The 21,392-nt window shown below is 64.0% G+C and carries 21 protein-coding genes, 1 other RNA gene and 1 riboswitch; of the genes, 12 read left to right on the top strand and 10 right to left on the bottom strand.

Translation table 11 applies throughout. The features are described 5' to 3' along the window. Positions 1 to 325: 325 nt before the first annotated feature. Together NTU39_RS07305 and NTU39_RS07310 are read left to right on the top strand one after the other, a co-directional pair. A complete protein-coding gene (locus NTU39_RS07305) occupies positions 326 to 1,249 on the top strand; it encodes a histone deacetylase family protein (RefSeq protein ID WP_150665116.1) in 924 nt (307 codons plus the stop codon). Between the two features lie 97 nt (positions 1,250 to 1,346). Further along, positions 1,347 to 2,168 (top strand): enoyl-CoA hydratase, encoded by an 822-nt coding sequence (locus NTU39_RS07310; protein ID WP_150665115.1) that lies wholly within the window; start codon positions 1,347 to 1,349, stop codon positions 2,166 to 2,168. Positions 2,169 to 2,181: 13 nt separating this feature from the next. On the opposite strand, the gene NTU39_RS07315 is transcribed toward NTU39_RS07310, so the two are convergent. Together NTU39_RS07315 and NTU39_RS07320 are read right to left on the bottom strand one after the other, a co-directional pair. Beyond that, the gene (locus NTU39_RS07315) at positions 2,182 to 2,976 is read right to left on the bottom strand and encodes a ferredoxin--NADP reductase (RefSeq protein WP_257959570.1); all 795 of its coding nucleotides are present in this window, start codon (positions 2,974 to 2,976) and stop codon (positions 2,182 to 2,184) included. Positions 2,977 to 3,088: 112 nt separating this feature from the next. Next, complete coding sequence (locus tag NTU39_RS07320) at positions 3,089 to 4,054, bottom strand: alpha/beta hydrolase (protein WP_257959571.1); 966 nt, start codon at positions 4,052 to 4,054, stop codon at positions 3,089 to 3,091. A gap of 368 nt (positions 4,055 to 4,422) precedes the next feature. On the opposite strand from NTU39_RS07320, the gene NTU39_RS07325 reads away from it, so the two are divergent. From NTU39_RS07325 to NTU39_RS07335, 3 genes are all read left to right on the top strand, one after another. After that, positions 4,423 to 5,172 carry an electron transfer flavoprotein subunit beta/FixA family protein gene (locus tag NTU39_RS07325; RefSeq protein ID WP_039399700.1) on the top strand — a complete coding sequence of 250 codons (750 nt, stop codon included), beginning with the start codon at positions 4,423 to 4,425 and terminating at the stop codon, positions 5,170 to 5,172. 13 nt (positions 5,173 to 5,185) lie between these two features. Then, the gene (locus NTU39_RS07330) at positions 5,186 to 6,118 is read left to right on the top strand and encodes an electron transfer flavoprotein subunit alpha/FixB family protein (RefSeq protein WP_257959572.1); all 933 of its coding nucleotides are present in this window, start codon (positions 5,186 to 5,188) and stop codon (positions 6,116 to 6,118) included. A 201-nt stretch (positions 6,119 to 6,319) separates the two neighbouring features. Next, the gene (locus tag NTU39_RS07335) at positions 6,320 to 8,101 is read left to right on the top strand and encodes an acyl-CoA dehydrogenase (protein ID WP_257959573.1); all 1,782 of its coding nucleotides are present in this window, start codon (positions 6,320 to 6,322) and stop codon (positions 8,099 to 8,101) included. A 125-nt stretch (positions 8,102 to 8,226) separates the two neighbouring features. Here the strand turns inward: NTU39_RS07335 and ssrS are convergent. The 3 genes from ssrS to NTU39_RS07350 form a co-directional block, all read right to left on the bottom strand. After that, positions 8,227 to 8,407: non-coding RNA, 6S RNA (gene ssrS, locus NTU39_RS07340), on the bottom strand. A gap of 34 nt (positions 8,408 to 8,441) precedes the next feature. Then, the gene (locus NTU39_RS07345; protein WP_039400039.1) at positions 8,442 to 8,753 is read right to left on the bottom strand and encodes a cell division protein ZapA; all 312 of its coding nucleotides are present in this window, start codon (positions 8,751 to 8,753) and stop codon (positions 8,442 to 8,444) included. Next, positions 8,750 to 9,061, bottom strand: coding sequence for a hypothetical protein (locus NTU39_RS07350; protein ID WP_039400036.1), 312 nt, complete (start codon positions 9,059 to 9,061; stop codon positions 8,750 to 8,752). Before NTU39_RS07350 ends, NTU39_RS07345 begins: the two co-directional genes overlap by 4 nt. Positions 9,062 to 9,150: 89 nt before the next feature. Then, positions 9,151 to 9,401: riboswitch (cobalamin riboswitch) on the top strand. A 157-nt stretch (positions 9,402 to 9,558) separates the two neighbouring features. On the opposite strand from NTU39_RS07350, the gene NTU39_RS07355 reads away from it, so the two are divergent. From NTU39_RS07355 to cobC, 7 genes are all read left to right on the top strand, one after another. After that, entirely contained in the window at positions 9,559 to 11,502 is a 1,944-nt protein-coding gene (locus tag NTU39_RS07355) for a TonB-dependent receptor plug domain-containing protein (RefSeq protein WP_257959574.1), read from the top strand. Between the two features lie 27 nt (positions 11,503 to 11,529). Continuing rightward, a complete protein-coding gene (locus NTU39_RS07360; protein ID WP_150665109.1) occupies positions 11,530 to 12,525 on the top strand; it encodes a FecCD family ABC transporter permease in 996 nt (331 codons plus the stop codon). After that, positions 12,522 to 13,376: an ABC transporter ATP-binding protein gene (locus NTU39_RS07365; RefSeq protein WP_257959575.1), complete on the top strand. Its 855-nt coding sequence runs from the start codon at positions 12,522 to 12,524 to the stop codon at positions 13,374 to 13,376. The genes NTU39_RS07360 and NTU39_RS07365 overlap by 4 nt, the downstream gene beginning before the upstream one ends. Positions 13,377 to 13,541: 165 nt before the next feature. Continuing rightward, positions 13,542 to 14,111: a cob(I)yrinic acid a,c-diamide adenosyltransferase gene (gene cobO, locus NTU39_RS07370; RefSeq protein WP_231965188.1), complete on the top strand. Its 570-nt coding sequence runs from the start codon at positions 13,542 to 13,544 to the stop codon at positions 14,109 to 14,111. Positions 14,112 to 14,149: 38 nt separating this feature from the next. After that, positions 14,150 to 15,220, top strand: coding sequence for a nicotinate-nucleotide--dimethylbenzimidazole phosphoribosyltransferase (gene cobT, locus NTU39_RS07375; RefSeq protein ID WP_257959576.1), 1,071 nt, complete (start codon positions 14,150 to 14,152; stop codon positions 15,218 to 15,220). Positions 15,221 to 15,236: 16 nt separating this feature from the next. Beyond that, positions 15,237 to 16,088, top strand: coding sequence for an adenosylcobinamide-GDP ribazoletransferase (locus tag NTU39_RS07380; RefSeq protein WP_257959577.1), 852 nt, complete (start codon positions 15,237 to 15,239; stop codon positions 16,086 to 16,088). After that, positions 16,079 to 16,681: an alpha-ribazole phosphatase family protein gene (gene cobC, locus NTU39_RS07385; RefSeq protein WP_257959578.1), complete on the top strand. Its 603-nt coding sequence runs from the start codon at positions 16,079 to 16,081 to the stop codon at positions 16,679 to 16,681. The genes NTU39_RS07380 and cobC overlap by 10 nt, the downstream gene beginning before the upstream one ends. A gap of 58 nt (positions 16,682 to 16,739) precedes the next feature. Here cobC and NTU39_RS07390 read toward each other — a convergent pair whose 3' ends face one another. The 5 genes from NTU39_RS07390 to cobU form a co-directional block, all read right to left on the bottom strand. Next, entirely contained in the window at positions 16,740 to 17,696 is a 957-nt protein-coding gene (locus NTU39_RS07390; protein WP_257959579.1) for a cobalamin-binding protein, read from the bottom strand. Positions 17,697 to 18,215: 519 nt separating this feature from the next. After that, the gene (locus tag NTU39_RS07395; RefSeq protein ID WP_150665104.1) at positions 18,216 to 18,428 is read right to left on the bottom strand and encodes a hypothetical protein; all 213 of its coding nucleotides are present in this window, start codon (positions 18,426 to 18,428) and stop codon (positions 18,216 to 18,218) included. 262 nt (positions 18,429 to 18,690) lie between these two features. Beyond that, positions 18,691 to 19,770, bottom strand: coding sequence for a threonine-phosphate decarboxylase CobD (gene cobD / locus NTU39_RS07400; protein WP_257959580.1), 1,080 nt, complete (start codon positions 19,768 to 19,770; stop codon positions 18,691 to 18,693). A 17-nt stretch (positions 19,771 to 19,787) separates the two neighbouring features. Further along, complete coding sequence (cbiB, locus tag NTU39_RS07405; protein WP_257959581.1) at positions 19,788 to 20,768, bottom strand: adenosylcobinamide-phosphate synthase CbiB; 981 nt, start codon at positions 20,766 to 20,768, stop codon at positions 19,788 to 19,790. A 23-nt stretch (positions 20,769 to 20,791) separates the two neighbouring features. Then, the gene (gene cobU, locus NTU39_RS07410; RefSeq protein ID WP_150665101.1) at positions 20,792 to 21,358 is read right to left on the bottom strand and encodes a bifunctional adenosylcobinamide kinase/adenosylcobinamide-phosphate guanylyltransferase; all 567 of its coding nucleotides are present in this window, start codon (positions 21,356 to 21,358) and stop codon (positions 20,792 to 20,794) included. Positions 21,359 to 21,392 lie beyond the last annotated feature (34 nt).

Genomic DNA, 21,392 nt, shown 5'->3' on the forward strand with positions numbered 1-21,392 from the left:
CAACCATTCATGCCAGTTCCTGCCGTCCCGAATTTCGGGAGATCGGCCCTTACCGGCTGACACGGGTCTGCTGGGAGACTGCTTGGCAGTATAACCGAGTGCACCTGTGATACCTTAAGGCCTGTGCACTGTCCGTGACAGTGTTCATGGGGGATGCCGGCTATCGGCACGCGTTTGCAGGTGATGTCGTGTGATGTTTGCGGCACATTTTCGCGACGCGAGCCAGGCTCTGCGCCCGGCCGCTACCGGACGTGGAGACCACGGCGCGGCGGGCATCCCCCGCCCGTCCCAATATAACGATTCGAAGCGATAGGCGACACAACGAATGGCTACCGGGTTTTATACGCACCCCGATTGCGTGCGTCACGAAATGGGCGAGTGGCATCCGGAATGCCCCGAACGGCTGCGCGCCATCGAAGACCAGTTGATCGCGGGACGCATCGACGGCCTGCTCGAGCGCCGTGAAGCCCCGGCGGCCGACGAAGCCAGCCTGCGGCTCGTGCACACGCAAGACCACATCGATTTCATTCGCGACAACATTCCCGAATCCGGGTACTTCCCCATCGATCCCGATACGCTGCTGAACCCGTACTCCTGGCGCGCGGCAACGCGGGCGGCGGGTGCGGCGATTGCAGCGACGGATGCGGTCATTCGAGGCGAACTCGACAACGCCTTTTGCAGCGTACGTCCGCCTGGCCACCACGCCACGCCCACGCGTGCGATGGGCTTCTGCCTGTTCAACAACGTGGCGATTGCAGCGGCACACGCGCTCGAAGTGCATGGGCTGTCGCGTGTGGCGATCGTCGACTTCGACGTGCACCACGGCAACGGCACCGAAGCTGCGTTCGGCAACGACGAGCGCGTGCTGATGTGCGGCATCTTCCAGCACCCGTTCTATCCGTTCTCCGGCGCGAAGGATCCTGCGCCGAACATGCTCAACATTCCGCTCGAAGCGCGCACGTCTGGTATGGCCGCACGCGAAGCCATCGAGTACGGCTGGCTGGGACGCCTCAATGCTTTCCGTCCGGAAATGATCTTCTTCTCGGCAGGCTTCGACGCGCATCGCGAAGACGATCTCGGCGGCCTCGGGCTCACCGAAGCGGACTTCGCGTGGATGACCAAGGAAGTCAAGGCCATTGCCGATCGTCACGCCAAGGGACGCATCGTGAGCTGCCTCGAAGGCGGCTACAACCTCTCGGCGCTCGGACGCAGCGTCGTGGCCCATCTGAAGGTGCTCGCCGACGTCTGACGGCAGCATGGCGCGTCGCACGCGTGCGACGAATGCAAGATGCCGGCCGTCTTCCCGATATATCGGGTTAAGGGCTAGAGGCGGCACAGGAGACAACATGACGTCATCGGAAGCGACTGCGGCCAGCGGGCCGCTGGTACTCGTCACGCGTGGTGAAGGCGATCTGGCCGGCGTGGTCACGCTCACGCTGAATCGTCCGCGTCAATTCAATGCCCTCTCCGAAGCGATGCTCGACGCGCTGCAACGGGCGCTGGACGACGTCGCGCGCGACGACACTGCGCGCGTCGTGGTGCTGGGCGCTGCAGGGGCGGCATTCTGCGCCGGGCACGATCTCAAGGAGATGCGCGCCGAGCCGTCGCTCGACTACTACCGCACGCTGTTCAACCAATGCACGCGCGTGATGCTGACGATCCAGCGCATGCCGCAGCCGGTGATCGCTCGCGTGCACGGTATCGCGACGGCGGCCGGGTGTCAGTTGGTGGCGATGTGCGATCTCGCAGTCGCCGCGTCGGCGGCACGCTTCGCGGTGTCGGGCATCAACGTCGGTCTGTTCTGCGCGACACCGGGTGTGGCGCTCTCGCGCAATCTCACGCGCAAGCAAGCGATGGAGATGCTGCTGACGGGCGATTTCATCGATGCGCAGACGGCTTGCGAGCGCGGTCTCATCAATCGTGTCGCGCCGATGGAGCGCCTCGACGGCGAAGTGGCGGCGCTGTGCCGCTCGATTCTTGCCAAACCTGCGGCAGCGGTGGCGGCGGGTAAAGGGCTGTTCTATCGTCAGGCCGAGACGGGTATCGAAGCGGCTTATCAGATGGCGGGGCAGACAATGGCGTGCAACATGATGGATGCATGCGCGCTCGAAGGCGTGCAGGCATTCATCGAGAAGCGTCCGCCGGAGTGGACGAAGCCGAAGGACTAAGCGCCAACCGTCGTCACCACTGCTTTTCCAGCACGAGCGGCCCGGGTGTCGCCGTGCGGCTCACCGCATAACCATTGCCGGTGAACCAGGCACGCAGTTCCTTGATCATGTCCGGATTGCCGCAGACCATGATGCGCGAAGTGGCGGGATCGAGCGTTGCGCCGACGGCCTTTTCCAGTTCCCCTGAAGCCAGTAACGACGTGATGCGTCCATAGAGCGCGCCGGGCGTTTGCTCGCGCGTGACGCTCACTGCAAAGTGCAGCTTGTCGACGAGCGCCGGATCGACATCAGGATGCGAGAAGTGACGGAGTTCCTCGTAATAGGCGAGGTCGCGCTCCCATCGCACACTGTGCACGACGAAGATGCGTTTGAAGCGCTGCCAGACTTCCGGGTCGCGGAGAATCGACACAAAGGGCGCTAAGCCGGTGCCGGTGGCGAGCAGCCACAGGTCGTCGCCGCCGGTGAATCGGTCGAGCGTGAGGAAGCCGTAGGCGGTGTGATCGACGAACAGTTCGCCGCCGACCTTGAGTTCCGACAGCCGGGGCGTGAGCTGGCCCTCGGGGATCGTAATTACGTAGAACTCCAATGTATCTTCGGCGGGCGAATTCACGAAGGAATAGGCGCGCCAGATCAGTTCGCCATCGTCGCCCGGTAGTCCGAGACGCACGAACTGCCCGGCGGTGAATTGCAGGCCGGGCGGGCGCGTGGTCTTGATGCTGAAGATCGTCGGCGTCCAGAAATGCATGCCGGTGACCGTCTGCGGCGAGTATTTCGTCTGCTGTGTCTGCTGCGTCGTCTGCGCTTGCATGCCGGAGGCTCCTCGCAATTCCACACGGCTTCAGTGTAACGCGCAGCGAGGTATTGCGTGACGAGACCCTGTTCGCGAGGCGGGTTCCGGGGCCGCCTCGCGAAGGCATTCGTCAGTGGCTGTGGTGCGTCCCGAGCGCGGGCTTTGCCGTCGATGTTTCGCTCATGCGCGGTTCATGCGTCATGGACTGGGGGTGCTTGCGTTTTGTGGCGGCGGTTTCCGGTACGTGCGCCAGCAACCAATAAGTCAACTCGTCGATAACCTTCTCGCGATCGAGGTCGTTGAGCGTTTCATGAAAGTGACCGGGATACAGCCGAAGGGTCTTGTCCTGCGATCCGGCATTGCCGTGAAACTGTTCGCTTGCCCAGGGGGCGGTGAGCCGGTCGGCGGTGCCGTGGAAGACGTAAAGCGGTAAATGCAGTGCGTCGGCGTTGGCGTGAATGCGCGCCATGGCGTCGAGCAGTTCGGCGGCGGTGCGCGCCGGGGTGCCGCGATACGCGTTAAGCGGATCTTTCTTCGCTGCGTCGACCACGGTCTTGTCGCGGGCGATGGCGGCCGGATCGATCTTGAAGACCGGCACCTTCGGTAGCCAGCGCGATACCCAGCGACCGGCCTTCACCATCCACGGCGCGACCGGTTCGCCCGGGGCGAGGGCGGGGCTGCTGAGCATCAGGCCACTCACGTTCGCGGGCGCGCGCGTGATCGTGTAAAGCGCCGCGATGGCGCCCCCCATGCTATGCCCGAGCAGGAAGAGCGGCGTCGGCCCAAAGGTCGTGCGCACGTGCGTGAGGAAGATCTCGGTGTCGTTAAGGTATTCGTCGAAACGATTGACGTAGACACGCGAGCCTTCCGAGCGGCCGTGACCGCGCAGATCGTACGTGACGGTCGCAATGCCGAGCGACGCGAAATGCGCCGCCAGACGCGCATACCGTCCGCCGTGCTCCCCCATGCCGTGCACGATGGCAACCACAGCGCGTAGTGGGGTGTCTGTGTCGCCGTCGGTGTCCGGGTACCAGCTATGGACGTGGAGCATCAGTCCGTCGCTGGCTTGCAGGCGCGATTCCGAATGCGTTGTCATGTCTCCTCCTGGCGCGTTGGCCGGGTGACCGTCGTATGTGCGACGGCACAGTGATGATCGGGTGCGCCATTCGATCATAGGCCGTCTTGCGCCGGGGTGAATTCTCTAGAGGAAACGCACCACGAGGAAACTGGCTGTGCGTCACGATTTGCATAAAAATAGCACGATCGTTCGGGGTGGCAGGGCGCTGGGTAAGCGCGTCCGGCCTGCCTCCGGAGCCGTGATCGTAAGGATCGTGCATCCGTGGCTTATTCAAAGCGGCACATGAACGCTCGCCACAAAATGCCGCAAATATGCACATAATGCGTCATCAGCCGAGTGGTTATAATGGCAGCGGATTGACGTAAACGTAACTTTGGAGCGAGTTCATGAAGATCCTGGTACCGGTCAAACGGGTAGTGGATTACAACGTAAAGGTTCGCGTGAAGAGCGACGGCAGTGGCGTCGACATCGCGAACGTGAAGATGTCGATGAATCCGTTCGACGAAATCGCGGTGGAAGAGGCGGTGCGTCTGAAGGAAGCGGGCGTGGCGACGGAAGTGATCGCGGTGTCGGCGGGCGTGGCCCAGTCGCAAGAGACGCTGCGTACGGCGCTGGCCATCGGTGCGGATCGCGCGATTCTCATCGAGTCTGACGAAGAGTTGCAGCCGCTGGCCGTGGCCAAGCTGCTTAAGGCGCTTGTGGACAAGGAGCAGCCGCAACTGGTGATCCTCGGCAAGCAGGCGATCGACGACGATTCCAACCAAACGGGTCAGATGCTCGCGGCACTGGCGAAGCTGCCGCAGGCGACGTTCGCCTCGAAGGTGTCGGTGGCGGATAACCGTGCACAAGTGACGCGCGAAGTGGACGGCGGTCTCGAGACCGTGTCGCTGTCGCTGCCTGCGGTGATCACGACGGACCTGCGCCTGAACGAGCCGCGTTACGTGACGCTGCCCAACATCATGAAGGCGAAGAAGAAGCCGCTGGAGACTGTGAAGCCTGCGGATCTGGGCGTGGATGTGAGCCCGCGTCTGAAGACGCTGAAGGTGGCCGAGCCGCCCAAGCGCAGCGCAGGGGTGAAGGTGGCGGACGTGGCAGCGCTCGTCGACAAGCTTAAGACCGAAGCCAAGGTTATCTAAGGGAGACGACGAGATGAGCATTCTGGTCATTGCAGAACACGACAATACCGCTATCAAGTCGGCGACCCTGAATACGATCACGGCAGCGCTGCAATGCGGCGACGACGTGCACGTGCTGGTCGCGGGCAGCAACGCGAAGGCAGCAGCTGACGCCGCCGCGCAGATCGCCGGTGTGAAGAAGGTACTGCTCGCAGACGCCGCCTACTTCGGCGACGGTCTGGCTGAGAACATCGCGGACGAAGTGGTGTCGATTGCGGGCAACTACTCGCACATCCTGGCCCCGGCCACGGCGTACGGTAAGAACATCGCCCCGCGCGTCGCAGCGCTGCTCGACGTCGCGCAGATTTCGGATATCACGAAGGTCGACAGCGCGGACACGTTCGAGCGTCCGATCTACGCAGGTAATGCGATTGCGACGGTGCAAAGCGCCGATAAGGTGAAGGTCATCACGGTGCGCTCGACGGGCTTCGACCCGGCGGCGGCCACGGGTGGCAGCGCTGCGGTGGAAAGCGTCGCAGCGACGCCGGACGCTGGCGTGTCGCAGTTCGTGGGCCGTGAAGTGACGAAGCTGGACCGTCCGGAGCTGACCTCGGCGAAGATCATCGTCTCGGGTGGCCGCGGTCTGGGCAGCGGCGAGAACTACACAAAGGTGCTGGAGCCGCTGGCGGACAAGCTGGGTGCAGCGCTGGGCGCATCGCGTGCAGCGGTCGATGCCGGTTACGTGCCGAACGACTATCAGGTGGGCCAGACGGGCAAGATCGTCGCGCCGCAGTTGTATGTGGCTGTGGGCATCTCGGGTGCGATTCAGCACTTGGCGGGCATGAAGGATTCGAAGGTGATCGTGGCGATCAACAAGGATCCGGAAGCACCGATCTTCTCGGTGGCGGACTACGGTCTGGTGGGCGATCTGTTCACCGTCGTGCCGGAACTGACGGGCGCGCTGTAACGCGTCTGACGTAGTACCGAAGTGAAGTTGTGCGGCTGCGAGATTCATCTCTCGCAGCCGATTCGCATGAGGAGGCGTGCAAGTGCGTCTTCATGCGAATCGGTCGAGCAGCATCTGAAGTGAAAACAGAACGAACATAACAATAAGCATCCCGGTAATCGCCACCCACCGAAGGCAATCGGAATCCCTTGGAGGAACGACATGAGTTATCAGGCCCCGATCAAGGACATGCAGTTCGTGATGAACGAGCTGGCGGACCTGAACCGCATCGCTGCGCTGCCGGGTTATGAGGAAGCCTCGCCCGAACTCGCACAGGCCGTGCTCGAAGAAGCGGCCCGCTTCAATCAGGAAGTGCTCGCACCGCTGAACGTAATCGGCGATCAACAGCCGAGCACATGGAAGGATGGCGTTGTCACGACCACGCCGGGCTTCAAAGAAGCCTTTCGTCAGTTCTCCGAAGCGGGCTGGCAAGGCGTGGTGCATCCGCAGGCGTTCGGCGGTCAGGGGTTGCCCAAGCTCGTCGCCACGCCGTGCACGGAAATGCTCAATGCCGCGAACCTGTCGTTCGCCCTGTGCCCGCTGCTGACCGATGGCGCCGTCGAAGCGCTGCTCACTGCCGGTACCGACGCACAGCGTGCCCTCTACGTCCCGAAGCTGCTCTCGGGCGAGTGGACCGGCACGATGAACCTGACCGAGCCGCAAGCCGGTTCCGATCTCGCAATGGTGCGCACGCGCGCAGAGCGGGAAGGGGACGGCACCTATCGCATCTTCGGCACCAAGATTTTCATCACGTTTGGCGAACACGATATGGCGGAGAACATCGTCCACCTCGTGCTCGCGCGCACGCCCGATGCGCCCCCGGGCGTGAAGGGGATCTCGCTGTTCATCGTGCCGAAGTTCAACGTCGACGCCGAAGGCAAGCTCGGCGCGCGTAACGATGTGCACTGCGTGTCCATCGAGCACAAGCTCGGCATCAAGGCGAGCCCGACGGCCGTGCTGCAATTCGGTGACAACGGTGGTGCGACGGGGTATCTCGTCGGCGAAGAAAATCGCGGTCTCGAGTACATGTTCATCATGATGAACGCCGCGCGTTTCGCCGTCGGTATGCAGGGCGTGGCCGTCGCCGAGCGTGCCTATCAGCACGCGGTGGCGTATGCGCGCGATCGTCTGCAAAGTCGTCCGGTGGATGGCTCGTCGCGCGACGCCGTCACGATCATTCATCACCCCGACGTCAAGCGCATGCTCATGACGATGCGTGCGCTGACTGAAGGCGCTCGTACGCTGGCCTACGTGGCGGCTGCGCAGGCCGATATCGGTCATCACGCCGCCGATGCTGCGGAGCGCAAGCGCGCGCAGGCGATCTACGAATTCCTCGTGCCGATCGTGAAGGGCTGGAGTACGGAGATGTCGCTGGAGGTCACGAGCCTCGGCGTGCAAGTGCACGGCGGCATGGGCTTCATCGAAGAAACGGGCGCTGCGCAGTACTATCGCGACGCACGCATTCTCCCGATCTACGAAGGCACCACCGCGATTCAGGCGAACGACCTGATTGGTCGCAAGACGTTACGCGACGGCGGTGCCGTGGCACGCACGCTGTGCGAGATGGTCGAAGCGACGGAGAATGAGCTGCGCGCAGCGGGTGGTGTGGCGGCATCGGTGGCGGAGCGTCTTGCCAAGGGACGCGAAGCGCTGTCGATCGTGGTCGACTATGTCGTGGCGAACACGCAAGACAACGCCAACGCGGTGTTCTCTGGCAGCGTGCCGTATCTGAAGCTTGCGGGCATTGTGCTGGGTGGCTGGCAGATGGGGCGCGCGTTGCTGGCCGCGCAGAAGCTGCGCGATCAGGATCCGTCGTTCTTCGATGCCAAGATCGGCACTGCACGCTTCTTCGCGGATCACATCCTGACGCAAGCGCCGGGGCTGGCGCAGTCGATCACCGAGGGGGCCGACTCGGCCCTGTCGCTGAGCGACGCGCAGTTCTGATGCGCTTCGTTGCGTGAAAAAAGAAAGGCGACCTGCGGGTCGCCTTTCTTTTGCGCACAAACATCGTCGGACAAACATTGTTGGAAAAAAAAACGGCACTGCGTGATTCACGCAGTGCCGTGCATTGGGTCCCCGCCTCAGCCGCTAAGCCGGCATCCTGAACCGAAGGTTCAAGGTGGTCGCGGTTAGTAGCGCTTTGGGTTCATCAGACAGAGTGACGCTCACGCCAGCACTACAAACTTCCGCAACCTGCAACAGATCATTGGTTCAAGGAATCTATGACTTTCGCGAACCAGGCAGGGAAAACTAACCTTTCGGACCGGACGTCTGCGGGTGTCTTTCAGTTCTGATACTGATCGATCACTGCGCTCAGTCGTTCGTCCATGAGCTGCATTCTACGCTGAATTTCTTCGGCGGGGAATGCTTGTCCAGCAGCAATACTTTTTTCCAGTGCAAGCAATTCGGATGCCAGGCTCAACGCTGCCATGACGGCAATCCGGTCGGTGCCGCGCACGCTGCTTTGCGCGCGGACCTTGCTCATTTCGGCATCCACGCGCGACACCGAGGCGAGCAGGTCGGCTTCGTGTTCCGGCGGGCAGGCGAGTCGGTACGACTGTTCCAGGATATGAACTTCGAGCTGCTTGATCGTCATGCGTTTTCTCCACCGGGGGCACCGAGCAGATCCATCTGACCCTCAGCGGGGTTCTGCGTGGGAAGCTTTTCAAGGATGGCGTTCAGGCGAACCTGTGCCTCGTCGATCTTGGCGGCAAGCTGATCGCGTTGCAGACGCAAGGCGTCGCGCTCCGTGCGCAATTGCTCAATGGCAGCGCGGGTTTCGTCGCATTCGGCACGCGCGCGGTCGAGTTCCGCGAGCAGCGCTTGATTGTGTTGGTGAAAACGCTGGCTGATAACAACCAGCTGTTCCATTTTGTCGGTGAGATTGTCGAGATCGGTGAGCATCGGGCTGCGTCCTCTTGATTGCCCTACATTCTAACGGAATCGGCGGCCAGTGCCCGACGAACGAGCATTGACGCTCGTTCCAATGGCCCCTACACTTGCGGCACTTCGGTGCTCGCGCACGCCCCCCGGCATGCGCAGTTAAACGGGAAACAGGGAGCCGCGTCCCCACACGGGCTGGCCAACCTGTGCTGCCCCCGCAACGGTAAGTCATTCTTTCGGCCCGAAAGGTTTCCGAAAACGCGCCTCGCCTCCATTGCCACTGTGTGCTATCCGCATGCGGGAAGGCCGGTCAGGCGCCATGATGACCAGCCCGGATACCGGCCCAAGTGAGTGGGGAATCATCCATGCCGCCCGGCTTTGCGCCGCAGGTGGCCTGACGTCGTTTTCATGTGTCGATGCTCAGCATCCGTGACGTGTCACCGGCGCTCCCCTTGCGCCGGCGGCCCGCGGGGGAACGGGCCTAGGCTATAAGAAAACTACGGAAGTCACACCCGACCATGCGCACCCACGTTCGCGCGATGGCGCCGCACGCGCCTGCTTTTGCACGTCTCGCTTCGGCGCCCGCCGCCCGCGTTCCCAGCATTTCCACTGGTATTCCCGCTCCGCACCGTCTCGCGATCGCTGTCGCCCTGCTGGCCACCAGCCTCGGCGCACACGCGCAGTCGAGCGATGCGTCGCTCAACACGACCGTCGTGACGGCCTCGCGCACCGAGCAGAAGCTGGCGGACACACTCGCGTCCACCTCGGTCATCACGCGCGAGCAGATCGAGCAAAGCCAGGCGCAGGACCTCCCGTCGCTGCTGCGCGGTCAGGCGGGTGTGGAAATTGCGCAGACCGGCGGCTTCGGCACGACGGCCAGCATCTTCATGCGCGGCGCGAACTCGAACTCGTCGCTGGTGCTGATCGACGGCGTGCCCGTCAACTCGGCCACGGCCGGTGTGACCAACATCGCTCAGATTCCGGTGTCGCAAATCGACCACATCGAAATCGTGCGAGGCAACGTGTCCGCCCTGTACGGCTCGCAAGCCATTGGCGGCGTGATCCAGATCTTCACACGCAAGGGTGACGGCGGCCCGCCCAAGGCTTACGCCGAAGTCGGCTACGGCACGAACAACACCACGCAGGCCAACGCCGGTATCGCCGGGTCGTTCGAAGACGGCAAGACGCGCTTTTCGCTGGATGTGTCGCGTTTTCACACCAACGGCATTTCGGCACAGGACCCGCGCTTCGCGCCGAAGGTCAACCCGAACCGCAACGGCGACGACAACACCAGCGTGACGGCCTCGCTCTCGCGCAAGTTCGGCGACACGTGGGAAGTCGGTGCGCGTCTGTTCCAGAGCGACGGCAGCAGCAGCTATGACAACGCGTTCGGCAAGCCCTCCGATCTGAACGACACCGACGCACGTGTGCGTCAAATCTCGGCGTACGCCAAGGGCAACATCACCGACAAGTGGAACACGCGCTTCACCGTCACGCAGGGCGACGACTATAGCTACAACTATCTGAACGGCAAGGGCAACGGCAACTTCCATACGTCGAACAACCAGATCGACTGGGCCAACGAATACGCCTTCATGCCGGACCACAAGCTGATCGCGGGTTACACGCGTCAGGAACAGACGGTCGAAGGCAACACGACCTACAACCACAACAACCGCCATCTCGACTCGTTCTACGTCGGCTATGAAGGTGTTTTCGCACAGAAGCACGAAGTGCAGGCCACCGTGCGCCGCGACATCTATTCGGACTTCGGCGGTGCGAACAGCTACTGGGTCGGTTACGGCTACAAGCTGACCGAGCAGTGGAAGCTGATGGCCAACGCGTCGGACGGTTTCCGCGCACCGACCTTCAACGAACTGTTCTACCCGGGCTACGGCAATCCGAACCTGCAACCGGAACGTTCGATTTCGAAGGAACTCGCCGTCCAGTTCTACGACCCGGCCTTCGGTCTCGCGAAACTGGCGCTGTTCCGCACGAGCTACACGAACCTGATCCAGTCACTGTCCGTGTTCCCGTACACGGCTGCGAACGTGGCGAACGCGCGCGTCGAAGGGCTTGAGCTGACCTATCAGGGCAAGATTCAGTGGACGGGCACGGACGTTCGCGCGTCGTTCACGCGTCAGAACCCGACCGATCTCGATGCCAACAAGGTGCTGGCCCGCCGCGCCAAGCAATACGCGTCGTTCGGCGTGTCGCAGAAATTCCTTGGCAAGTACTCGGTCGGTGGCGATGTCTATTACAGTGGCGAGCGTTACGATACGGGCGGCCAGCATCTCGGCGCTTACACGCTCGTGAACTTGCAGGCACGCTACGATATCGACAAATCCTGGTACGTCTCGGCGCATCTGGACAACGTTTTCAACAAGAACTACCAGACGGTCTATGGCTACAACACCCTCGGACGCGCAATCTACGTCTCGCTTGGCTGGAAGCAGTTCTGACGACGTCCCGGCGGGACGTGACGCCGCATGACGCTGCGTCGCGCCCTCGCTATTTGGACGGGACTGGCCGGTATCGCGCTGGCCGTGCTCGTTGCGTCGCTCATGCTCGGGAGCGTGCCGGTTTCGTTGCGTGAGATCGGTGCGCTCGCGCTCGGTCACGACGCCGGTCTCGCTGGCGACGTGGTCTGGCGACTGCGTCTGCCGCGCGCGCTCGCCGCATTCGCGTGCGGCGGCTTGCTGGCGGTGGCTGGCACGCTCATGCAAACGCTGCTGCGCAACCCGCTCGCCGACCCGTACGTGCTCGGAATCTCCGGCGGCGCGGGCGTCGCGGCGCTTGCGTCGCTGGCGCTCATGCTGCCGTTTTTCTGGGTGCAGACGAGCGCGTTCCTCGGTGCACTCGCCGCCATCGCGATTGTGATGGGCCTCTCGCACCGCAGCTTCCTGCGCCCCGGCGATCAGGACAGCAGCACCAAACTGCTGCTCACTGGCGTGATGATGGCCGCCGGTTTCGGCGCGCTTTCCACCCTGATTCTCACGCTCGCGCCCGACGCGAGTCTGCGCGGCATGCTGTTCTGGCTGACGGGCGATCTGAATGGTGTGGATCGCGCGTCGTTGCCGCTGATCGCACTGGCCGTGACCTTGCTCATCGTGTGCCCGGTCGCCCATCGACTGAACGTGCTGCTGCGCGGCGAGGCGGTGGCTCAGGCCGTCGGTGTCGCCGTCGGCCCGTTGCGTGCGCGCATCTATCTGGCGGCGTCGCTGGCGACGGCCGTCGCCGTGACGACCGCAGGCAGCATCGGCTTCGTCGGGCTTGTGGTGCCGCACATTCTGCGGCTGCGCTTCGGCAACGATCAGCGCATGTTGATTCCGGCGGCCGCGCTTGGCGGCGGCGCGTTGCTGATGCTCGCCGATCTGGTCGCGCGCACCGTGATTGCGCCGACGCAACTGCCGGTCGGCGTCATCACGGCGATGATCGGTGTGCCCGTGTTCCTGTGGCTGCTCTCGCGACGGGTGATCCGATGACATCCATACCCACAACGAACCCGACGGCGAGCGCAGCGATATTGCAAACGCATGCGCTGACGCTGCGCGCGGGCGAGCGCGTGCTCGTCGACTGGCTGGACCTGGCGATTGCGCCGGGCGAGTGCTGGTGTCTGGCCGGACCGAACGGCGCGGGCAAGACGACGCTGCTCGGCACGCTCGCGGGGCTGCGTCCCATCGACGACAAGCCGCAGCGCGACGCCGCGATCACCGCCAGCGGACGTGTGGACATCGCAGGCAAGCCGCTCGCGCAATGGCGTCCGGCACCGTTGGCGAGAGTGCGTGCGCTCATGCCGCAGCAGAGCCGCGACGCGTTCGGTGCGACCGCGCTGGAAGTCGTGCTGGCCGGACGTCATCCGTATCTCGCGCAGGGCCGCTGGGGTGCCTGGGAGTCCGACGAGGATGTCGGGCTGGCCATCGACGCACTCGCACAGGTCGGTTTGGAAGACTTCGCGTCGCGCGACGTCACGACGCTCTCGGGCGGCGAGCGTCAGCGGGTGTCGCTGGCAGCGGTGATTGCGCAGGCCACGCCGTTGCTGCTGCTCGACGAACCCGTATCGCATCTCGATCTGCATCATCAGATCGACGCGCTCGAACGCCTCGCCCGCCACGCACAGCGCGACGATTGTGCAGTCGTTTTCTCGTGTCACGATCTCAACCTCGCGCGTCGCTTTGCCACGCATGCCCTCTTGCTCGACGGCCGTGGCGGCTGGCGTGCCGGTCCGGTGCAGGAAGTGCTATCGGCTGAGTATTGCAGCGACGCGTTCGGCTATCCGCTGCGCCTGATCCGCGATGGCGACGACGAGGCGCTTGTGCCGGTGCGGCGCACATGACTGACGTAGCCGGTGTACGTCCTCTATTTCCGTATTCGACTTGATTGACAGGTGCTGTCCATGACCCAGGAAACTCCGAAATCCGACGCGCTTTGCGCTGATAACAGCGGTAGCGGCATTGATGCAAACGCCGACGACGGTCGCAATGAACGCCATCGCACGCGCATGGTGCGCAAAAAGGCAGTTATTGACGAGAAGATCGAGAAAGCGCAGCGCGACTGCGGCGTGATCGTCATTACGACCGGCAACGGCAAGGGCAAATCCAGCTCGGGCTTCGGCATGGTCGTGCGGGCGATGGGGCACGGCATGAAGACCGGCGTCGTGCAGTTCATCAAGGGCGCTATCCCCACGGGCGAAGAGAAGTTCCTGCGCCGCTTCCCCGAAGAATGCGAGTTCCACGTGATGGGCGAAGGCTACACGTGGGAGACGCAGGACCGCGCGCGCGATATCGCCAAGGCCGAAGCGGCGTGGGAGCAGGCGCGCCGCATGTTGCAAGATGCGTCCTTCGGTCTGGTGTTGTTCGACGAACTGAACATTGCCCTCAAGCTCGGCTATCTCGACGTGAACACCGTGATTGCGGACTTGCAGGCGCGCCCCGACATGCAGCACGTGGTGATCACCGGCCGAGGCGCGCCGCAGGCGCTCATCGATGCGGCCAACACCGTGACCGACATGACGCCCGTGAAGCACGCGTTTGCCGACGGCATCCGCGCGCAGCCCGGCGTCGAAATGTAATTTCAGTCTCACTGCTCATCGTTTCAGGACGTTCCCGTATGACCGCATTCAGCCCCTTGCTGGCAGAACTCTTCGACATCGCCGCGCCGTCGACAGCCATGGACGCCGCGCTCCAGCACGCCATCGACATCAAGACGAAGCCGCCCGGCAGTCTCGGCGCACTGGAGCGCGTGGCGCACCGGATCGGCCGCATTCAGCAGAGCGCGACGCCGGAACTTGCACGTCCCGCCATGCTGGTGTTCGCGGGCGATCACGGCGTCGTGGCTGCGGGCGTGAGTCCCTATCCGCAGGCCGTGACGGCGCAGATGGTGCTCAACTTCCTGCGCGGCGGCGCCGCCATCAATGTCTTCTGTCGCGCTGGCGGCATCGAGATGGAAGTGATCAATGCGGGCGTGGCGGCGGACTTCCCGGCCCACGCGTCGCTCGTGGACATTCCCGTCGCGCGCGGCACGCAGAACTTTGTCGACACACCCGCCATGACGCGCGAGCAACTGGAGACGGCACTTGCCGCCGGGGCCGCGCGTGTGGTGGCGCACGCGTCGCGCGGCACGCGCATGATCGGCTTCGGCGAGATGGGCATTGGCAACACATCGGCCGCCGCCTGTCTGATGCAGCGTCTGACGGGGTTGCCGCTTGCGGACTGCGTCGGCCGTGGCACCGGTGTCGACGACGCCGGTCTCGCGCGCAAGACGGCCGTACTCGAACGCGCGCTCGCGGCGCATCCGGCAATGGGTGAAACGCCTGACCCGCTCGACACGCTTGCGACCTTCGGCGGCTTCGAGATTGCGATGATGACCGGCGCGTATCTTGCCGCCGCGAAGCTCGGCCTTGTGATCGTGGTAGACGGCTTCATCAGCACGTCGGCACTGCTGGTCGCCGCGCGCGTCGCACCTGCGGTGCTCGATTACTGCGTGTTCGCGCACGCGTCGGACGAAACCGGGCATCGCGCCATGCTCGACGCGCTAGGCGCAGAACCGCTTCTGCAACTGGGACTGCGTCTCGGCGAAGGCACAGGCGCGGCGCTCGCGATGCCTCTGATTCAGGCGGCTGCGGCGTTCCTGCGCGAGATGGCGACGTTCGAAGGTGCGGGCGTCAGCGACCGCGCGTGAAAGAGACGACAAACGAATGACGACCTCCGCCCCCGATCCTTCCGACGACACGGTACCGCCGACACATGTGCCTGTGGTGCAGGATCGCGTGCGGGTCTCGTTCGGCGGATTCCGGGGACAGTTGCGTCTGTTCCTGACCGCGCTCGGATTCTTCACGCGTGTGCCGATTCCGCAGTGGGTGGGTTATTCGCCTGAGCAACTGAACGCCGCGACGCGGTATTTCCCGCTCGTCGGCGTGTTCGTCGGTGCGCTGGTGGCGTTGTTGACGGTGGCGATGGGACACCTCTGGTCGCCGCATCTCGCCATTGCGCTGGGGCTGGGTGTGAGCGTGTTGCTCACGGGCGCATTTCACGAAGACGGACTGGCCGATTCCGTCGACGCGTTCGGTGGGGCGTTCGAGCGCGAGCGCGTGCTGGAGATCATGCACGATTCGCGCATCGGGACTTACGGCGCTGTGGCGCTGTGGCTCGCGCTGGCGGTCAAGTGGCAGGCGCTCGTTGACATTCAGGCGTCGGTCGGGTGGGGGGGCTTTGCCGTGGTGCTGATCGGCGCGCATGCGGCGAGCCGTAGCATGGCAATCAGTCTGCTGCGCGCCCTCGACTACGTGCGTCCCGAAGGCAAGGCGAAGCCGGTGGCGCAACGGCTGAGTCTCGCCGGACTGATGTTCGGTGTACTTTGCAGCGCGCCGTGGTGGCTATGGCCCGATTGGCGAGCCGGTGTGACCAGCCTGGTAGTTCTGATCGCATTGCGTGCGGCGTTCATCCGCTATCTGCGCCGACGCCTCGGTGGCTACACCGGCGACACGCTGGGCTTCGCGCAGCAACTCGGCGAGCTGGCGCTCTATCTCACGGTGTGCGCATGGATCTGATTCTGGTGCGTCATCCGCAGCCCGATGTGGCGTCGGGTGTCTGCTACGGTCAGACGGATGTGCCGCTAATCGAACCTATTCAACATGGGACGCTGGTCGCGCGAATCCGCAGTGCTATCGGAGACCGGCCGGTGACTGCGGTGCACAGCAGTCATCTGACGCGCGCGCGAATCCCGGCAAGTTGGCTGTCGTCTATGTTTCATGCGCCGCATCACGTCGATACCCGCCTCGCCGAGATGCACTTCGGCGAGTGGGAAATGCGTGCATGGGACGAGATCCATCGCAGTGCGCTCGACGCGTGGGCACAAAACATCGCTGGCTTTGCGCCGCCCGGCGGCGAGTCGGCCCGCGACGTTGTGGTGCGCGTGGACACGTGGGCGCGTGAGTTGCGCTCGCAGGCATCGGACAACGACGAGGTGCACGTTGTGATCGGTCACGCCGGGCCGATCCGTCTGCACATGGCCACGGCGTTGCGTCTGCCGACGACCACGTGCCTGTCGTGGGCACTCGACTTCGGCAGCATCTGTCATCTGCATATTGCCGACGACGGCAACGCGCGTCTGATTCACTGGAACGTGCAAACGCACGTGTAACCGCACGTCGCTGCTGCCGCTTCGCTGGCCGCCTTGTTGGCCGCCTTGTTTGGCCGATTTACTTCGCCGAAGCCGTCCGACGCGAGCGTGCGATATCGAGGTCTTCGCACATCGTGCGGGCGCCATCGAGAATGCGCGGGCTGGGACGGTTGATGAGGTCGCCGTCGATGCCGAACAGATTGTTGTGCGCGACGGCCGGGAGTTGCGGCCACTTGCGCCAGTTATCCAGCGTGGCCAGCGGCTTGTCGGACTTCGTGGCCCCGGGCGTCGAGGTGAACATCGCTTCCGGCGCTTTGGCCAGCACCGCTTCGATGGACACGCGCGGCACAAGCGCCGATTCGTCCGCGAAGACATTCACACCGCCGCACAGGCGGATCACGTCGCTCACCATATGCGTGCCGTTCAGCGTCATGAGCGGCTGCGTCCACACCTGATAGAACACCGGCACGGGCGCGCGCGACGCATATTGCTTGCGCAACGCTTCATAGCGCGCACGGAAAGCGTCTGCGGATTCCTTCGCCCTGGCAGGCGTGCCCATCAGTGTGCCGAGCGTCTCGATTGCGGCTGGCAGATCCGTCAGATGTTTCGGCTCCGAATAGAACACGGGCAACTTCAACTGACGCAGCGCCTCGACCTGACGCTGCGAATTGCCGTGCATCCACACGACGAGCAGATCGGGCTTGAGTGCGAGAATGCGTTCGAGATCGAGCGCGCTGTTATCGCCCACGTGCGGCAGGCGCTGCGCCGCCTCGGGGTAGTCGGAGTACTTCACCACGCCCACGACCTTGTCGCCCGCACCGGCGGCGAACAGCAACTCCGTGGCGTGCGGGGACAGACTGACCACGCGTTGCGCCGGGGCAGGCAACGTGACGGTCGCGCCGGAGTCGTCTTTCACGGAGACGGCGGCATGTGCGCCGGACAGGGGCGCACCTGCGAGGCAGGCGATGGCGAGGGCAAGCGTCTGAACGCGTAGGCGGGTGAGCATGGCCGGGCGGGGCAGCGATATCAGCGACATGGGGGCGATGCGTTCGATGAGCGCGAAGCGAGACAGGTGTAAGGGCAGGCGGGTGCGAGACGCGTCGATAAAGAAACGTCGAAAAATGAGATCATTCCCGCTACGGACTCGCCATTTTCTGCGGGTTGGTGCGCGGCGACAAGCGTTTGAAAGACCGTCCTGCGAACCGATGTCACGCAACGGGTGTCGAAAGATGCGTGGCATTCGGCGGCATGCCAGCCGTGCCGGATAGAACTGAAGGAGTCGACGTCGTGAAGCGAAATATGGGAATAGTGGGCGCTGCGGCGCTGGTGTTGGTCGCGATGCTCGCCGGGTGCGCTGCGCCGGGCGGTGGGTCTGGATCGGGAACCAGTGCAACGAGCACTAGCAAGGTGCAAGCCTACGGCGTGCTCGACGCAGGGGTAGCTGTGGTGAGGTAACGCGCCGATCCAGGCCGTCGACAAGAACCCGTCGACCGAAACGACCGCGCCCCCTGACGCCGAAGCGTTCAGGGGGCGCGGTGTCTAACGCGGTGTAGCGTCAGTTCGATGCCGGTGCGGGTGCTGCGGCACCTGCGTCCGAAGCCGGGGCGCTCATGGCGCCGCCGCCTGCATCGCTGGCCGCAGCCGGTGCCGGTGCGGTCGTAGTCGTGTCAGCTGCCGGGGCGGCCGATTGGTCTTCCTTTTTGGAGCAACCCACCGTCACGATAGTGGCGGTCAGAAGCGTGGCGAGCAACAGAGGCAGTTTTTTCATTTGGTCGTCCTTTTGATTGGGGAAAGCCCTTGCGAAAGAACCTTCAGTCTAGCGGCGCCCTTCGGCGATGACTGTGTGCATTTGTTGCAGAAATGCTTCAATTTGTAACGAAAACGACAGGAACACCCGTTATTTAATACCGCGTAAGCAGCCTCTGGGCAGTCACTCGGCCATTCGTGGGATATCCCCGGGCAACGTACACCCGTTCTGAAGCATAACGGGAAAATTGGATGGGTCCGATCTGCGTCAGTTCCCGAAAACGTCATTCACGACGGAATCCGGGACGCAGCGCCGTCAGTGCACCCACCAGCCGCTGCCATTCGTCTTCAGTCGCGGGCAGGCCCAAACGCAGGCTCGGCAGCGTTTCGATGCCATCCACCAACGAGATCGGGCGTGCATCGAACAAGCGCGTCCATACGCCTTGTTCTGCCAGTTGCGCGTGCCATTGCGGCGCGAGCGCATGCGCCGTCCAGGCAAATAGCGGTGTGCCGACCGTTGGCCAGCGCTGGTCGCGCAACAGCGATAACAGTCGTTCACCTTCCCGCAACAAACGTTCCCGCGTCGCCAGTTGCCACGCCGTGTCGCTCAGAGCGGTTCGCACTGCGAACCTTGCCGGACCGCTGATCGTCCATGCACCGAGCCGTTCGGTCAGACGTGTGCCAAGCCCTTTCGGGCACAAGGCGAAGCCCGCACGGATCCCCGCCAGTCCGAAGAACTTGCCGACCGAGCGCAGGATGACGAGGCCGTCTTCGCCCGCGTGGGGCGTCATCGACGTAGCAGGGGATACGTCCGCAAAGGCTTCGTCGACGATCAGCATGCCGCCGCGCGCCGTCAGTTGTGCTTGCCATTGGGCGAGCGTCTCACGTGAGACGGATCGCGTCGTGGGATTGTCGGGGTTGACCCAGACGAGGTAGTCGACATCCGGCAAGCCAGCTTCCGGTCCGAGCCATGGGACGAGCGTGTGTCCGGCGTGCGCGAATGCCGGTGCGTATTCGCTGTACGTGAGGGATGCGACGGCGACGCGTCCCGGTCGAAGCAGCGCGGGCAGCGCGCGGATGACCGCCTGCGAACCGGCGCAGGGCACGACGGTGTCCACCGGCACGCCGTAATAGCGCGCGGCCACGTCGCACAGGTCGTCGAAGGCGTCGGGGAGATCACGCCAGACACTCGGTGGTGGCATCGGCACCGGATATCCCACGGGATTGATGCCGGTCGACAGATCCAGCCAGTCTTCGCGCGGCCGCCCAAACCGGCGGATGGCTTCGCCGAGATTGCCGCCGTGGCGCGGGGCGTCGGAGGGAGACGATGAGGGTGCAGTGGGTGCAGCGGATGATGCAGACATGACGAGCGGAAAGACAATTACAGCAGTGTGGTGGGCATGGCATCGGCCTGCGATGCAGCGAACAGCGCGAGCGCGCCTGTGACGATCAGCCACATCCACATGGAACGGGAGATCAGCCGCCACGCCGCCTTGATGTGTTGTGCGGAGGGTTCCATGCCGCAACCAAGCGGCGGACGCGTCTCCCACTCACCGTGATATCGCGCCGGGCCGCCAAGCTGAACGCCGAGGCTACCCGCACCGGCGGCCATCACGGGACCGGCGTTGGGGCTGGACCACGCGCTGGCCTGCGTGCGCCAGCAATCGATGGCACGCGCCACGTCGCCAAAGATCGCGTAGCTCGCTGCCGTCAATCGCGCGGGAATCCAGTTGAGGACGTCGTCGATGCGCGCCGCCGGGCGGCCGAAATATAGAAACTTGTCGGTGCGATAGCCCCACATCGCGTCGAGCGTATTGGCCAGACGGAACAGCACGACGCCGGGCGCACCGGCAATCGCAAACCAGAAGAGCGCGCCGAAGATGGCGTCGTTGCCGTTCTCCAACGTAGATTCGACGGCGGCGCGCGCGAGATCGGAGGCGTTAGCGTCTTCCGTATCGCGTGAGACGATGCGTGCCGTGAGGGCGCGTGCCTGTGTCAGATCGCCGTCGCGCAGGGCATGAGCAATGGGCGCGACGTGTTCGCGCAGACTGCGGGCACCGAGCGCCGCGTACAACGCCAGCGCTTGCCAGACGATGCCGCCCCAGCCCGGCAGGAACGTCAGCGCCCACGCGATCAGTACGGGAATCACGAGCATGAGGCACCACGCCCACGCGCCACGTGTCATGGCGCTGAACGGCTTGTCGCGCACCTCGGGATCGTTAAGCCATGCCTCGACACCGTTGGCGATATAGCCGAAGCCGACCAGCGGGTGCCAGCGTCGCGGCTCGCCGAGCCAGGCGTCGAGCAACACGCCGATCAATGCGGCGAGCCAGAGCGATTCGGGCGCGAGTCCTGTGAGCATCGGCGAGTGACTCCTGTTTTCTCTTATCCCTTGATGGCCATCGGCAGCCCGGCGACCACGAAACGCACGTGCGGTGCCAGCGCGGCGACACGCTGGTTGAGACGTCCGAGTTCATCGACATAACGCCGCGTGAGCGCACCCATCGGGATCACGCCCAGACCGATTTCATTGCTGACGACGACGATCTTGCCGGGGAGCGAAAGCAGCGTCTGCGCGAGCGTGTCGACGACGCTTTGCCACTGCGCTTCCGTCGCAGGTCCCTCGGGGTGATCGTCCGGCGGACACAGCCAGCCCGCGAGCCACAGCGGCAAGCAGTCAACAAGCACGCAATGACCGTCCCGTGCGACTTCCCTCAGTGTGTCTGACAGCTCGCGTCCGGCTTCCACCGTCTCCCAATGTCCCGGACGGCTCGCCCGGTGATGCGCAATGCGCGCCTGCATCTCGGGTTCGGCGGTCACGGCGGCCGTCGCGACATAGGTCACGGGCAGGCCGCTCTGCGTGGCGAGACGTTCGGCGAACGCGCTCTTGCCGGAGCGCGCGCCGCCGAGTACGAAGGTGAGATCGGGGGAGTTCGGGACAGGGTCGGTCATGGCGGATATTGTACGAGCGCCCGATGCGATAATC

The organism is Pandoraea commovens, from assembly GCF_024704525.1.
In the GTDB taxonomy this organism is placed as follows: Bacteria; Pseudomonadota; Gammaproteobacteria; order Burkholderiales; family Burkholderiaceae; genus Pandoraea; species Pandoraea commovens.